The 13178-nt window shown below is 74.9% G+C and carries 13 protein-coding genes; 6 read left to right on the top strand and 7 right to left on the bottom strand.

The features are described 5' to 3' along the window. Window positions 1-314: 314 nt before the first annotated feature. A complete protein-coding gene (locus ACFWMZ_RS27580; RefSeq protein ID WP_383183131.1) occupies window positions 315-1175 on the bottom strand; it encodes a DUF3027 domain-containing protein in 861 nt (286 codons plus the stop codon). Between the two features lie 414 nt (window positions 1176-1589). Between ACFWMZ_RS27580 and ACFWMZ_RS27575 the strand changes: the two genes are divergently transcribed. From ACFWMZ_RS27575 to ACFWMZ_RS27560, 4 genes are all read left to right on the top strand, one after another. Next, window positions 1590-3020, top strand: a complete 1431-nt coding sequence (locus tag ACFWMZ_RS27575; RefSeq protein ID WP_383183152.1) for an MFS transporter — start codon at window positions 1590-1592, stop codon at window positions 3018-3020. 29 nt (window positions 3021-3049) lie between these two features. Beyond that, window positions 3050-3574 (top strand): DUF2771 domain-containing protein, encoded by a 525-nt coding sequence (locus ACFWMZ_RS27570; RefSeq protein WP_383183133.1) that lies wholly within the window; start codon window positions 3050-3052, stop codon window positions 3572-3574. A 20-nt stretch (window positions 3575-3594) separates the two neighbouring features. Further along, window positions 3595-4320: a futalosine hydrolase gene (locus ACFWMZ_RS27565; RefSeq protein ID WP_383204848.1), complete on the top strand. Its 726-nt coding sequence runs from the start codon at window positions 3595-3597 to the stop codon at window positions 4318-4320. A 94-nt stretch (window positions 4321-4414) separates the two neighbouring features. Then, window positions 4415-5311 carry a 1,4-dihydroxy-6-naphthoate synthase gene (locus tag ACFWMZ_RS27560; protein WP_383183135.1) on the top strand — a complete coding sequence of 299 codons (897 nt, stop codon included), beginning with the start codon at window positions 4415-4417 and terminating at the stop codon, window positions 5309-5311. 84 nt (window positions 5312-5395) lie between these two features. Here the strand turns inward: ACFWMZ_RS27560 and ACFWMZ_RS27555 are convergent, their stop codons facing one another. Then, window positions 5396-5779 (bottom strand): cold-shock protein, encoded by a 384-nt coding sequence (locus tag ACFWMZ_RS27555; RefSeq protein WP_383183137.1) that lies wholly within the window; start codon window positions 5777-5779, stop codon window positions 5396-5398. Between the two features lie 142 nt (window positions 5780-5921). Between ACFWMZ_RS27555 and ACFWMZ_RS27550 the strand changes: the two genes are divergently transcribed. Beyond that, window positions 5922-6173, top strand: a complete 252-nt coding sequence (locus ACFWMZ_RS27550) for a hypothetical protein (RefSeq protein ID WP_383183139.1) — start codon at window positions 5922-5924, stop codon at window positions 6171-6173. Window positions 6174-6218: 45 nt separating this feature from the next. Here ACFWMZ_RS27550 and ACFWMZ_RS27545 read toward each other — a convergent pair whose 3' ends face one another. The 5 genes from ACFWMZ_RS27545 to ACFWMZ_RS27525 form a co-directional block, all read right to left on the bottom strand. Next, window positions 6219-7112, bottom strand: coding sequence for an aldo/keto reductase (locus ACFWMZ_RS27545; RefSeq protein ID WP_383204845.1), 894 nt, complete (start codon window positions 7110-7112; stop codon window positions 6219-6221). Between the two features lie 579 nt (window positions 7113-7691). Continuing rightward, complete coding sequence (locus ACFWMZ_RS27540; protein WP_383183143.1) at window positions 7692-8654, bottom strand: ABC transporter substrate-binding protein; 963 nt, start codon at window positions 8652-8654, stop codon at window positions 7692-7694. Continuing rightward, entirely contained in the window at window positions 8651-9520 is an 870-nt protein-coding gene (locus tag ACFWMZ_RS27535) for an ABC transporter ATP-binding protein (RefSeq protein WP_383183145.1), read from the bottom strand. The genes ACFWMZ_RS27540 and ACFWMZ_RS27535 overlap by 4 nt, the downstream gene beginning before the upstream one ends. After that, window positions 9517-10635, bottom strand: coding sequence for a FecCD family ABC transporter permease (locus tag ACFWMZ_RS27530; RefSeq protein ID WP_383183147.1), 1119 nt, complete (start codon window positions 10633-10635; stop codon window positions 9517-9519). The genes ACFWMZ_RS27535 and ACFWMZ_RS27530 overlap by 4 nt, the downstream gene beginning before the upstream one ends. A 136-nt stretch (window positions 10636-10771) precedes the next feature. Then, complete coding sequence (locus ACFWMZ_RS27525) at window positions 10772-11836, bottom strand: FecCD family ABC transporter permease (protein WP_383183149.1); 1065 nt, start codon at window positions 11834-11836, stop codon at window positions 10772-10774. 270 nt (window positions 11837-12106) lie between these two features. Here ACFWMZ_RS27525 and ACFWMZ_RS27520 point away from each other — a divergent pair, with 270 nt between their 5' ends. Next, the gene (locus tag ACFWMZ_RS27520) at window positions 12107-12820 is read left to right on the top strand and encodes an HAD family hydrolase (RefSeq protein WP_383183150.1); all 714 of its coding nucleotides are present in this window, start codon (window positions 12107-12109) and stop codon (window positions 12818-12820) included. Window positions 12821-13178: the final 358 nt, after the last annotated feature.

Here is a 13178-nt window from a genome sequence, read left to right as displayed (position 1 = left end):
TCGGCCGCCTTGAAGCGACTGACCCTTGAGCTGTCAGTTTGTGAGGAGGTACCCCGGCCCGGCCCCGCCCGCACCACCCGGCGAACGAACCGCGAAAACCAAGCCCGGCCGGCGCTTGAGGCCAATCAGTGACCGGCACGGGCAAGACGCGGCGCAGCCACACCCCAGCCCGGCCGGCGATTGAGGCCAATCAGTGACCGGCACGGCCAAGCGGCGCCCAGCCAACCCCAAGCCCGGCCGGCGCCTGAGGCCAGCAGTGACCGGCACAGGCGAGCCGAGCTCAGGCCAAAACTCAGCCCGGCTGGCGCTTGAGGCTAGTCGAGGGGCAGCGGGTCGAGGCGGGTTTCATCCAGGGTGGGGCCGGGCGGGCGGGGAGGCGTAGGCATGACGGCGGCCTCGGAGTGCCCCCCGCAGCCGTAGGCGAGAGAGACGACCCGCCCGTCGGCGGGCGAGAACTCGTTGGCGCAGATCCCGAAGGCCTGCCGAAGGGACCCGGCGAGCGGCAGCAGGAACCCGCAGCTGACACAGGGCGCGGGCGCGGCCTGCGCCATCGCGGACTCGGCCCCGAACTGGGCGTCCCAGCGCTCGGCCGCGTCGAGCAGCCCGTACCGGGAGAGCACGCGCGAGCGCCGCAGCCCCAGCTCCTCGGCGACGGAGGCGACGGAGCCGCGCTCGGGCGCGAGCGGCAGCTGCGCGGGCGGCCCGGCCGTGAGCTCCGCGTCCTCCGCCTCGACCAGTTCGGCCATGTCGTCGGAGACGGCCGAGTTGGGCGGCGGCTCCTCGCCCGCGATCCAGCCCGGTTCGAGGCGCAGGTCGTCGGCCTCGGTGGGGAGCAGGTCGCCGGGCCCGAGGTCGCCGGGGCGCAGCCGCTCGCTCCACGGCACCCACTCGGGGGCCAGGAGGGCGTCGGGGCCGGGCAGCAGCACGGACTCGTCGACGGTGACGTACTTGGCGCGGGAGGCCCGGGCCACGGTGACGGCCCAGCGCCAGCCCCGGTAGCCGAGGTCGTGGCAGGCGAAGTAGTGGGTGGCGACGCGGTCGCCGTCGGCGGTGACCGCGAGGTGCTCGCCGACCACCCCGGGTGCGGCGGTCTCCTCGGCCACGGACCGGGCGAGGTCGACCGCCTCGGCGCACAAGCGGTCGGGGGTGCGGCTTCGCGTTGTCGCTGCGCTCACAGGTATCGCTTCTCTCCTACGCCGTCTCACAAGTCGCATGCGACGGGGACGGGGAGCGGACGGAGCGGACCAAGGGGCCGCGTCGACGTCCGCGCCCGATCGTCCAGGGCACGCCTACGCGATCCATTCTGGGGGATCGCGAAGAGGCGCGCGGCCAGGAGCTACCGCCGCAGGCGCGTGAGTGCACGCTACCCTCTCGCGGCCCTGTCTCCCACACCGACGTGGGAAGCCGGGCCGCTCAGGGGGCTCGGCGGCGCGTCGCGGGGGCGCCGGGAGGCGCTCTCGGCGGGGTGTGGCGCGGCCCCGCTTCGGCCACAGGGGTTGGCTCAGGACGCATCGGGTCATAGTCGGCCCGCCAGGGGGCACTATGACCACGTGACCGCCTCAGGCTCGCCGCATGTGGAGCGCAGCCCGGTGCGCAGGGCCGCCCGGGTTGTGGGCCGCGCGCTGCGGACTCCCGTGACGGGACCGGCGCGCGGCATCCGCAAGGTGACGCACGCGCAGGGTGCGGGTGAGTCGGGCCTCGGACGGCTGATCGAGCTGCACGGGGTGAACGGCGCCGGTGACGTGATGATCACGGTGGCGCTGGCCTCGACCGTCTTCTTCTCGGTGCCGACGGACGAGGCGCGCGGGCGCGTGGCCCTCTACCTGGCGGTGACGATGCTGCCGTTCACGTTGCTGGCGCCGGTGGTGGGTCCGCTGCTGGACCGGTTGCCGCACGGGCGCCGGGCGGCGATGGCCGGGTCGATGCTGGCGCGGGCGGTGCTGGCGCTGGTGCTGTCGGGGGCGGTGGCGACGGGCAGCCTGGAGATGTATCCGGCGGCGCTCGGCGTCCTGGTGGCCTCCAAGGCGTACGGGGTGGTGCGCAGTGCCGTGGTGCCCCGGCTGCTGCCGCGGGGGTTCTCGCTGGTCAAGGCCAATTCGCGGGTGACGCTCGGCGGGCTGCTGGCGACCGGGGTGGCGGCGCCCGTGGGGGCGGGGCTCCAGATGGTCGGGCCGGGCTGGCCGCTGTACGGGGCGTGCGTCCTCTTCCTCGCCGGGGCGTTCCTGTCGTTCCGGCTGCCGCCGAAGGTGGACTCGGCACGCGGGGAGCGGCGGGCGCTGCTCGCGGCGGACGAGGAGCATCTGGCGGCGGCGGTGGACGCCCGCTGGGACGGCGTGGCCGAGTCCGGGGAGCCGGCGGCCGCTCAGGTTCCTGTACGCCTGCCCGTACAGGAAGAGGGGGGCAAGGAGCGGAAGCGGAAGGGGCCGGGGCTGCGGACGGTGGGCCCGGCGGTGACGCACGCGCTGACCGCCAACGCCTGTGTCCGCTGTCTGAGCGGCTTCCTCATCTTCTTCCTGGCGTTCCTGCTGCGCGAGCATCCGCTGACGGGGCAGAGCGCCGCGGTGTCGCTGGCGGTGGTCGGGGTGGCCGCGGGGGCGGGCAACGCGCTGGGGACGGCGGTAGGCGCGTGGCTGCGGGCCCGGGCGCCGGAGCTGATCATCGTGACGGTGGTGGGAGTACTGGTGACGGTGGCGGTGTGCGCGGCGGTGTTCTTCAGCGCCGCGGTGGTCGCCGTCCTGGGGGCGGTCGCCGGGTTCACGCAGGCACTGGCGAAGCTGTCGCTGGACGCGCTGATCCAACGTGATGTGCCGGAGCTGGTGCGGACGTCGGCGTTCGCCCGTTCGGAGACGCTGCTGCAGATGGCGTGGGTGGTGGGCGGCGCGGTGGGGATCGCGCTGCCGCTGCGCGGGCCGCTCGGCCTGACGGTGGGCGCCCTGATCGTGGCACTCGGCTGGCTGACGACCGTACGGGCGCTGCTGGGGTCGGCCAGACGCGGCGCGCCGCACCCCCGCGTGGCGTGACCCTCCAACGGGCCCGATAGCCTTCGCCCATGACATCCCTGCCCCGCGGCGGAGCCGCACGTCAGTTCAGCCCGGCCACGCGCCGCGGCGTCGCCGTTCTCGGCGCGGTGTCCGCCGGCCTGCTCGTCCTGTCCGCCTGCGACAAGCCGACGGCGGTCACCACCGTCACCATCGGCACCGACTCGGTGAACTCCGAGGCGACGTGCTGGAACGGCGGCGACAAGCTCGACGAGAAGAGGCTCCAGGAGTGCCTCCAGGACAAGGGCGACGGCGACTCCGGTGACGGCGCCGGGGTGAAGACCGTGAAGGTCGACACCGAGGCCGACGTCCGCATCGGTGTGGAGCCGGAGATCGCCGACAAGGGCTGGACGATCCTGATGAACGGCCAGCCGCTGACCGACGCCTCCAACAAGACGTACCGGACGATCCCCGGCAGCGTCTTCTTCAACCAGCAGTACGGCGCCTCCGGCAACTCCACCGTGCTGTCGGTCCTGGAGAACGACGGCAGCGCGGCGACCGGCCTGTGGTCGTTCAAGCTGGAGAAGGAGTCCTGACCCGCCTGCCCACGCCCGCCGTGCGGCTCCTCGTCGCCACCGCTGTCCCGCCCGAGCGGGACGCGGTGGCGCGCGCGTTCGGGGCGCCGGACACGCCGGAGGAGACGGCCCTGCCCGGCGCGGTACTGCTGCGGACGCCCGGCGCGGACGTGCTGGCCGCCGGGGTGGGCCCGGCGGCCGCGGCGAGCGCCACCTCGGCGGCGCTGACGACGGCGCGGCTGGCCGGGCACCCGTACGACCTGGTCGTCTCGGCCGGGATCGGCGGCGGCTTCGCCGAGCGGGCGCCTATGGGCGCGGTGGTGGTCGCGGACCGGATCGTCGCGGCCGACCTGGGCGCCGAGACGGCGGACGGGTTCGTCCCGGTGACCGGCCTGGGCTTCGGTACGGACGCGCACGTGCCCCCCGCCGCGCTGGTCGAGGCGGCCCGCGAGGCGGGGCTCGTGCCGGGCGCGGTCCTCACCGTGTCGACGGTGACCGGTACCGCGGAGCGCGCCGCCGAACTGCTGGCCCGCCACCCGTCGGCGGTGGCGGAGGCGATGGAGGGGTTCGGGGTCGCGGAGGCCGCCGCCGCGCACGGCGTGCCCGCGCTGGAGATCCGCGCGGTCTCCAACGCCATCGGCCCGCGCGACCGCGACGCCTGGCGGATTCCCGCCGCGCTGACCGCGCTGACCTCGGCCTTCGTCCGGCTCGCCCCGGCCGGGGCGGGGAGCCCCTTCGCACTGGCCCGGGCCCGGCTCGTACCGTGAGCGGGTGGCGCGGCGCTTCGGCCGCGCCCGCCACCCGGCCGCCGGACCCCGCGCGGCCGGGGGCGGAAGCAGCGGCAGGGAAGAGGGCGGCGACATGACGCGGAGCAGCACGGACGACGGCGGACAGGCCACCGCGACGGAGAGCGGGCGGCTGAGCATCGCCTACTCCCCCTGCCCCAACGACACCTTCGTCTTCGACGCGGTGGCCCACGGCCGCGTCCCGGGCGCCCCCGCCCTCGACGTGACCTTCGCCGACATCGACCTGACCAACGGCATGGCCGAGCGCGGCGAGTACGACGTCCTGAAGGTCTCCTACGCGGCGCTCCCCTGGCTCCTCGACGAGTACGCCCTGCTGCCGTGCGGCGGCGCGCTCGGCCGGGGCTGCGGCCCGCTGGTGCTGACCCGCGAGGCGGCCCTGCCGGGGGCGCTGGCCGGGAGGACGGTGGCGGTGCCCAGCGAGCGGTCGACGGCGTACCTGCTGTTCCGGCTCTGGGCGGCCGACCTGGTGCCGGGCGGGGTCGGCGAGATCGTGGTGATGCCGTTCCACGAGATCATGCCGGCGGTACGGGACGGCAAGGTCGACGCGGGTCTGGTCATCCACGAGGCGCGCTTCACCTACCAGAACTACGGCCTGCACAAGCTGGCCGACATGGGCGAGCACTGGGAGGCGACGACGGGCCTGCCGATCCCGCTCGGCGCGATCATCGCCCGCCGCGCGCTCGGCGCGGAGCGCCTCACCGCGCTGGCGGAGGCCCTGCGCTCCTCGGTGCGGATGGCGTGGGACGACCCGGCGGCCTCCCGCCCGTACGTCCTGGCGCACGCGCAGGAGATGGACGCGGACGTCGCCGACCAGCACATCGGCCTGTACGTCAACGAGTTCACCGCCGACCTCGGCGAGGACGGCTACGCCGCCGTCCGCGGCCTGCTGACCCGGGCGGCGGCCGAGGGCCTGGTCCCGCCCCTGGCACCGGACGCGCTGCGCTTCCCGTGACCGTGAGGACCTGAGCCGGAGCGCGTACGACGAGACCGCCGGAGCCCGGCGGTCTCGTCGTACCTCGTGCGGAGCGGGTGTCGCTCAGACGTCGAGCTGGTCGGCGACGGCCCTGAGCATCCCGGCGACCTTGGCGCCGGAGGCCTTGTCCGGGTAGCGGCCGCGCTCCAGCTGCCGGCCGACGTTCTCCAGGACGGTGGTGAGGTCCTGGACGATCGAGGCCAGCTCGTCCGGCTTGCGGCGCTGGGCGGCGGCGACCGAGGGGGCCGGGTCGAGGAGCGTCACGGAGAGGGCCTGGTCACCGCGTTGTCCGGCGACCACGCCGAACTCCACCCGCTGTCCGGGCTTGAGGGCTTCGACGCCGGAGGGCAGCACGGACGAGTGCACGAAGACGTCGCCGCCGTCGTCGCGGGAGAGGAAGCCGAAGCCCTTCTCGCTGTTGAACCACTTGACCTTGCCAGTCGGCAAAGCACTGTCCCTTCTCGCCCCTGCCGCCCTTCGGCCGCAGTGTCCTGGTCACATATCAGGGGGGATGTACCCACGGCGAAGCTATCCCATCCGCTCCACCCCGGCGCGGAGGTTCAGGAGGCCGGGGAACTACCCTGGAGCGGTGTCCGACACCACCCAGCAGACCCCGGCCCCCGGCGACCGCCTCGTGAAGACCGGCGGCATCGTCTTCATCATCGGCGCCCTGGCGACCCTCGTCACCGTCGCGCCCCTCTTCCTCGGCTCCGACCCGTTCCCGACCGCCGCCTACCTCGTCTCCATGCTGATGGGCGTCGGCTTCCTCGTCGCGGGAGCCGGGCTGGTGCGCTCGATCAGCGCGCAGCGGCGGGAGACGCGGGCGGCGACGGAGGCGTAGTTCAGGGGTGGCGCGGGGGCTCCGCGCCACCCCTGCCTCCCCCGGTCAGGCGTCCGGGAGGGCGTACCGCTGGAACTCCGCCAGGTAGGGGGACTCGGCCGGATCGGGCCGGTCGGTGGCGTTGAGGGAGCGGTGCCACCACGGGTAGTAGGCGGGGAGCTGGGAGACGCGCGTGATGGCGTCCCGGTCCTCGTCGGTCAGCTCCAGCTCTGCCGCGGCGAGGTTGTCGCGCAGGTGCTCCTCGCTGCGGGCGCCGAGGACGATGCCGGTGACGCCGGGGCGGTCGAGCAGCCAGGCGAGGACGACCCGGGGCACGGAGACGCCGTGCCGCCCGGCGATGCCGTCCAGGGTGTCGATGATGTCGTAGGCCCGGTCCCAGTCGGTGACGTGCGGCTCGGGCCAGTCGGTGCCCTGCCGGGTGGTGGCCGGGGTCTTCTGTCCCCGGCGGACCTTGCCGGTGAGCAGGCCCTCGCCCAGCGGGCTCCAGACGAACGTGCCGATGCCCAGGTCGGCGGCGGCGGGCAGGATCTCGTACTCGATCTCGCGGGCCTCGGGGGTGTAGTACATCTGCTGGACTACGGGGGCGGTCAGGCCCAGCGCGCGGGCGGTGTACACCGTCTTGGAGAGCTGCCAGGCGCTGTAGTTGGAGGTGCCGAGATAGCGGACCTTGCCGTCGCGGACCAGGGTGTCGAGGGCGGCGAGGGTCTCCTCGACAGGGGTCACGCCGTCCCACTGGTGGGTGTACAGCAGGTCGAGGTGGTCGGTGCGCAGCCTGCGCAGGCTGTTCTCGACCTCGCGCAGGATGTGGAAGCGGCTCGCCCCGCCGTCGTTGGGGCCGTCGCCCAGCGGCATCCGCACCTTGGAGGTGAGGACGATGTCGTCGCGCCGCCCGGCCAGCGCCTGCGCGGTGATCTCCTCGGCCTGGCCGAGGGAGTACATGTGGCGGTGTCGACCAGGTTGACCCCGGCGTCGAAGGCGATGTCGAAGAGGCGCCGGTATGCGTCGGCGTCCAGGCCGGCGATCGCGGCGAACTGGGGGTCGTTCCCCGCCGTGATGGTGCCGAGCGCCAGCCGGGAGACCTTGAGCCCCGACGCGCCGAGGGGGACGTACTGCATGGTGCTTCCTTTCGTCAGGACGATCCGCCGGCGTCCTCGGCGTGCGGGGTACGCCTCCCGGACGCGGACGGGGCGACGTACGTCGCCTGCCCGGCGACGGCCGGTGCCACCGGACCGCGGGGCTCGCCGTCGCGAGCCGGCTCCCCGGGAGGGCGACGGGGACAGCACGCCGGAGTGGCCCGCGTCGGCGAGTCCGCCGGCGCGCAGGGGGGTGCATGGAGCCGACCGTAGGCGGGCGGCGCAGGGGGCGCCTGTGCGGCGCGGCGGGTGAGTGACGGAGGCACGCGGGCCCGTGCCGTACACAGGCCCCGAGGGGGGGCGGAACGCGGAGCGCCCGACCGGTGACGCCGGTCGGGCGCTCGGGGGACGGCCGGAACGGGGCCCGTGCTCAGGCCGTCAGGCGTCAGGCCGTCAGCGCCTTCTCCATCTCGTCCAGGATCTGCTGGGCGGCGGTGTAGCCGATGCCCTGGATCCACAGTTCGTCGTCGACCTTGTGGACGGCGTCGGACTTGACGGCGGTCAGGGAGCGCCAGAGGGCGGACTTGGTGGTCTCGGTCTCCTTGGCCTTGTCCGGGTCGCCGTAGGTGGCGGTGAAGACGACGTCGGCGTCGGCCAGGTCGATCTTCTCGGGGCTGACGTCGTACGAGAAGCCGTCGGTGGCCTTGTCGGTGATGGCGGGGCGGCCGAGGCCGACGTCGGCGAGGACGGTGCCGATGTAGTTCTTCTTGCCGTAGATGCGGATGTCGGCGCCCTCGACGAAGCGGACGACGTTGACCTCGGTCTCCTTGGCCTTGGCCGGACCGCCGACCGCCTCGGTGACCTCGGCGGCGCGCTTGTCGTAGGCGGCGACGGCCTTCTCGGCCTCCTTCTTCTTGCCGAGGGCCTCGGCGTGGAGCTGGAAGTTCTCCTTCCAGGGGTAGCCGGTGTTCTCCGTCATCACGGTGGCGGCGATCTTGCTGAGCTGGGAGTAGCGCGCCTCGTCGCGGACCTTCGAGGTGAGGATCAGGTCGGGCTTGAGGGCGGCGATCGCCTCCAGGTTGGGCTGGGCGATGACGCCGACGTTCTCGACCCCCGCCAGCTCCTTCTTCGGCAGGTAGCCGGCGAAGCCACCCGCGGCGTCGGAGCGCACGGCGCCGACCGGCTTCACGCCGAGGGTGAGGGCGGAGTCCAGCTCGGCGGTGTCGAGGACGACGACGCGCTTCGGCTCGGCCGGGACCTTCACCTCGCCCATCGCGGTCCTGACCGTACGGGTGGCTCCGGCGTCCTTGCCCGCCTCGGCGGCGGTGTCGTCGCCGGAGCCGCAGGCGGTGAGGGTGACGGCGAGGGTGAGCGCGCCGGTGGCGGCGAGGAGGGGGCGTCGGGTCATGAGGTGGCCCTGCTTTCTGCTTCGGAGGGGACGGGGGTCGCGGCGGGTCCGGGCGGCTCGGGGTGCGTGTCCCAGGGCGCGCCCGGGACGACGAGCGGGGAGCCGGTGACGGGGTCGGGGACGACCACGCACTCCAGGCCGAAGATGGAGCGGACCAGGTCGGCGGTGACGACGTCGGCGGGGGCGCCCTCGGCCACGATGCGCCCCTCGCGCAGGGCGATCAGGTGGTCGGCGTAGCGGGCGGCCTGGTTGAGGTCGTGCAGGACGAGGACGACGGTGCGGCCCTGTTCGCGGTTGAGGCGGCGGACCAGGTCGAGGACCTCCACCTGGTGGGCGAGGTCGAGGTAGGTGGTGGGCTCGTCCAGGAGCAGGAGTTCGGTCTCCTGGGCGAGGGCCATGGCGATCCAGACGCGCTGGCGCTGGCCGCCGGAGAGCGCGTCCACCGGGCGGTCGGCGAGGGCGGTGGTGGCGGTGCGGGCCATGGCGTCGGTGACGGCCCGCTCGTCCTCCTCGGACCACTGCTGCCACCACCGCTGGTGGGGCTGGCGGCCGCGCGCCACCAGGTCCGCGACGGTGATCGCCTCCGGCGCCACCGGGGTCTGCGGCAGCAGGCCGATGCGCTGGGCGATCTGCCGGGTGGGCAGCCGGGCCAGTTCGGTGCCGTCGAGGAGGACGGCGCCGTCGGCGGGGCGCAGCAGCCGGCCGAGGGCGCGCAGGGTGGTGGACTTGCCGCAGGCGTTGGGGCCGATGATGACGGTGACCCGGCCGTCGGGGATGTCCAGGTCGAGGCCGGGGACGACGGTGCGGTCCTCGTAGGCGAGGGTGAGATCCCGGGCGGTGAGGCGGGCGGGGGCGGTGCGGGTCATCGGGTGCCTCCGGTGGCGCGGGGGCCGTGTCGGGTGACGAGGAGCCAGATCAGGTACGGGGCGCCGACGGCCGCGGTGAGGACACCCACCGGCAGCTCGGTCGGGGCGAAGAGGCGGCGGGCCAGCAGGTCGGCGGCGACCACGGTGACGGCTCCGGCGAGGGCGGAGCAGACCAGCGGGATCTGCGCGGTACGGGCGAGGCGCCGGGCGATCTGCGGGGCGAGCAGGGCGACGAAGTCGACCGGCCCGGCGGCGCCGGTGGCGACCGAGGCGAGGACCACGCCGGTCAGGACGAGCCCGAGGCGGGCCCGGCCGAGGCGGGCGCCGAGCGCGGTGGCGGTGGCGTCGTCCAGGGTCACGGTGCGCTGGGCGCGGGCGGCCCAGACGAGGGCGGGCACGGCGGCGAGCAGGGTCCAGCCGACGAGGGCGGCCTCGGGCCAGGCGCGGCCGTTGAGGGAACCGCTCATCCACACCTGGGCCTGCTGGGCGACGGTGTGGTCCCCCTTGGTCAGGAACAGTGTGGTCAACGCCCGCAGGGCGACGGCGAAGCCGATCCCGACCAGCACGAACCGCGTGGCCTGCAACCCGCCGCGCCACGCGAAGACGTACACGAGGAGCGCCGCGAGGAGCCCGCCGCCCACCGAGATCCAGGGCAGCACGGCGTACGAGGTGACGCCGAAGGTCATCGCGGCGACGGTGGCCGCGCTCGCGCCCTGGCTGACGCCGATCAGGTCGGGGCTGGCCAGCGGGTTGCGGGCGACGGTCTGGACGAGCGCGCCCGCGATCCCGAACGCGGCCCCGACGTACAGCCCCGCCACCATGCGCGGCAGCCGCAGCTCGCCGACGACCAGCGTGTCCGGCGAGGGCCGCCCGAGCAGCACGTCGACGACGGAGCCGGGCGCGACGAACGCCTCCCCGACGCTCAGGTAGGCCACACAGACGACGGCGAGCACGCCCGCCAGCACGGCGGCGGTCACCCCCGCCCGGACGGGTATCAGCAGGCTGACGGGCCCGAGGCGCAGGGACGTGTGCCCGGCCGGGCGTACGCGGGCGGGGGCCGCCGGTGCGGCGGCGGGCGCCGTGGGCGGGGGCGCGGCGGGGGTGGCGGTCTTCATGCGGGGGGCGCCGTTCGCGGGGTGGGGAGGGGGCGGTCGGTCCCGGCGGGCGGGACGAAGGGGCGTACGCGGGTGGGGCGTGCGGCGGTCGGCCTGCGCGCGGGGACAGGGGCGGCCGGTGCCCCGGGGGCGGGCTTCACGCGCTCACCGCCCTTCCGCGGACCAGCGCCACCAGGAACGGCACGCCGATCAGCGCGGTCATGACTCCGGCGGGGACCTCGCCCGGCGGGAAGAGGACGCGTCCGACGGTGTCGGAGGCGAGGAGCATGACGGGGCCGGTGAGGGCGGCCAGCGGGAGCACCCAGCGGTGGTCGCCGCCGACCAGGTGGCGGACGATGTGCGGGACGGCGAGGCCGATGAAGGCGATCGGTCCGGCGGCGGCGACCCCGACGCCGGTGAGGACGGCCGCTCCGGCGCCCGCGGTGATCCGTACGGCGGCGACGCGCTGACCGAGGCCCTTGGCGATGTCCTCGCCGAGGGCGAGCGCGTCCAGGCCCCGGGCCACCGACGCCACCAGGAGGAGCCCGACCAGCAGGAACGGCCACACCTGGGAGGCGACGGCGGCGTCCCGGCCGGAGAGCGCGCCGACGTTCCAGAACCGGAACTCGTCCAGGGCACTGGCGCTGGTGGTGAGGACGGCGGTGGTGACGGAGACCAGCAGCGCGTTGATGGCGGCGCCGCTCAATGCCAGCTTCACGGGGGTCGCGCCACCCCGGCCGCCCGCCGCGACCGCGTACACGGCGACCGCCGCGAGCCCCGCCCCCGCGAACGCGAACCAGACGTACCCGGCCAGCGTGTGCACCCCCGCGAAGGCGATGGCGAGGACCACGCCGACCGAGGCGCCCTGGCTGATGCCGAGGATGCCGGGGTCGGCGATGGGGTTGCGGGTGATGCCCTGGAGGGCGGTCCCTGCGACGGCGAGCGCGGCGCCGACCATCACGCCGATCAGCGTGCGCGGCAACCGCATCTCCCGCACCACCTCGGCGTCGGGCCCGGTGGCGCCCTGGAGGAGGGCCTCCACGACGGTGCCCGGGGCGACGGTACGGGCGCCGACCGCCAGGCTGGCGACGACCGCGACCAGCAGCGCCGCCAGCGCGGCGAGCGTCCAGCCGGCCCGGCGGACGGCGAGGGCCCGGCGGGCCGGGGGTGCGGCGGGCGGGGCCTTCGCCAGGGGCGGGGCGGCTGGTGGGGCGGGGGCCATCGGGTCCTTTTCGGTTCGGGGGGCTGTGCCTCCGGCTGGGGCTGCCTGCCGTACGCCGGTACGGGCTCGGTTTCCGTACGCGCCCGTGCACCGCCGGGTCCCGGGGCGCCCGGGCCGGGGCACCTCCCGGCGCGGGCGTGGCCACGCCCGCGCTGGAGGACGGCAGCACGACGGTGCGGTCAATTCGGGCACATGACCCCAATTCCCCGCTCTGCGCGGGCACTTAGGCTTGGCTAAGTGTACGGCTGTCCGGGGCTGCACAATGGGGGGATGCCCGAGCACCTGACCTCCCCCGCCGCCCCCGAGCCCGCCGGAGCCGCCGTCCCGGCCTCCCCCGCAATCCCGGCCGCCCGTCCGGCGACCGGCGGTGCGGGGCCCGTCGTCGGGTTCGACCTGGACATGACCCTCATCGACTCCCGCCCGGGGATCGGCGCCGCCTACCGCGTGATCGCCGCCGAGACCGGGACCCCCATCGACGTCGACCTGGTCGTCTCCCGGCTCGGGCCGCCCCTGGAGACCGAGCTGGCCTGCTGGTTCCCGGCCGACCAGGTGCCAGCTGTCGCCGCGCGCTACCGGGAGCTGTACCCGAGCACGGCCATCGTCCCGTCGCTCGCCCTGCCGGGCGCGGCTGAGGCGCTGGACGCGGTGCGCGCCCACGGGGGACGGTCGCTCGTCGTCACCGCCAAGAACGAGGCGCACGCCCGGCTCCACCTCGACCACCTCGGGCTCCATTCCGACCTCGTGGTCGGGGGGCTCTGGGCCGAGGCCAAGGGGGTTGCGCTGCGCGAGCAAGGGGCCTCCGTGTACGTCGGCGATCATCTTGGGGATGTGCGGGGGGCTCGGGCCGCGGGGGCCGTGGCTGTGGCCGTCGCCACGGGGGGATGCAGCGCCGAGGAGCTGTGGGGGGCCGGGGCCGACGTCGTTCTCTCCGGCTTGGCCGAGTTCCCGGGATGGCTCACGGAGTTCGCCGGCCGCGCCGCCTGACTGGCCTCAAGCGCCGGCCGGGCTGTCTTTTGGCCGTCTGCCCGTCTCGACCGTGCCGGTCACTGCTGGCCTCAAGCGCCGGCCGGGCTGGGGTGTGGCTGCGCCGCGGCTCGCCCGTGCCGGCCCAAGATGGCCTCAAGTGCCGGCCGGGCTGTCTTTTGGCCGTCTGTCCGGTTCGACCGTGCCGGTCACTGATTGGCCTCAAGCGCCGGCCGGGCTTGGGGTTCGCGGTTCGTTCGCCGGGTGGTGCGGGCGGGGCCGGGCCGGGGCACCTCCTCACAAACTGACAGCTCAAGGGTCAGTCGCTTCAAGGCGGCCGAGGTTGTCAGTTTGCTGCGGGGGCACCCCGGCCCGTCCC

Origin of the sequence: Streptomyces sp. NPDC058373 (assembly GCF_042723275.1) — a bacterium.
Taxonomy (GTDB): domain Bacteria; phylum Actinomycetota; class Actinomycetes; order Streptomycetales; family Streptomycetaceae; genus Streptomyces.
The sequence above is the reverse complement of the archived record's forward strand: the minus strand, read 5'-3'. Positions and strand labels throughout refer to the sequence as shown.

Excerpts from the sequence above, each read along its gene's own strand:
- ACFWMZ_RS27545 (WP_383204845.1), bottom strand. The coding sequence starts at position 7,112 with ATGTACTCCCTCGGCCAGGCCGAGGAGATCACCGCGCAGGCGCTGGCC.
- ACFWMZ_RS27525 (WP_383183149.1), bottom strand. The coding sequence starts at position 11,836 with ATGGCCCCCGCCCCACCAGCCGCCCCGCCCCTGGCGAAGGCCCCGCCC.
- ACFWMZ_RS27540 (WP_383183143.1), bottom strand. The coding sequence starts at position 8,654 with ATGACCCGACGCCCCCTCCTCGCCGCCACCGGCGCGCTCACCCTCGCC.
- ACFWMZ_RS27520 (WP_383183150.1), top strand. The coding sequence starts at position 12,107 with ATGCCCGAGCACCTGACCTCCCCCGCCGCCCCCGAGCCCGCCGGAGCC.
- ACFWMZ_RS27560 (WP_383183135.1), top strand. The coding sequence starts at position 4,415 with ATGACGCGGAGCAGCACGGACGACGGCGGACAGGCCACCGCGACGGAG.
- ACFWMZ_RS27530 (WP_383183147.1), bottom strand. The coding sequence starts at position 10,635 with ATGAAGACCGCCACCCCCGCCGCGCCCCCGCCCACGGCGCCCGCCGCC.
- ACFWMZ_RS27535 (WP_383183145.1), bottom strand. The coding sequence starts at position 9,520 with ATGACCCGCACCGCCCCCGCCCGCCTCACCGCCCGGGATCTCACCCTC.
- ACFWMZ_RS27570 (WP_383183133.1), top strand. The coding sequence starts at position 3,050 with ATGACATCCCTGCCCCGCGGCGGAGCCGCACGTCAGTTCAGCCCGGCC.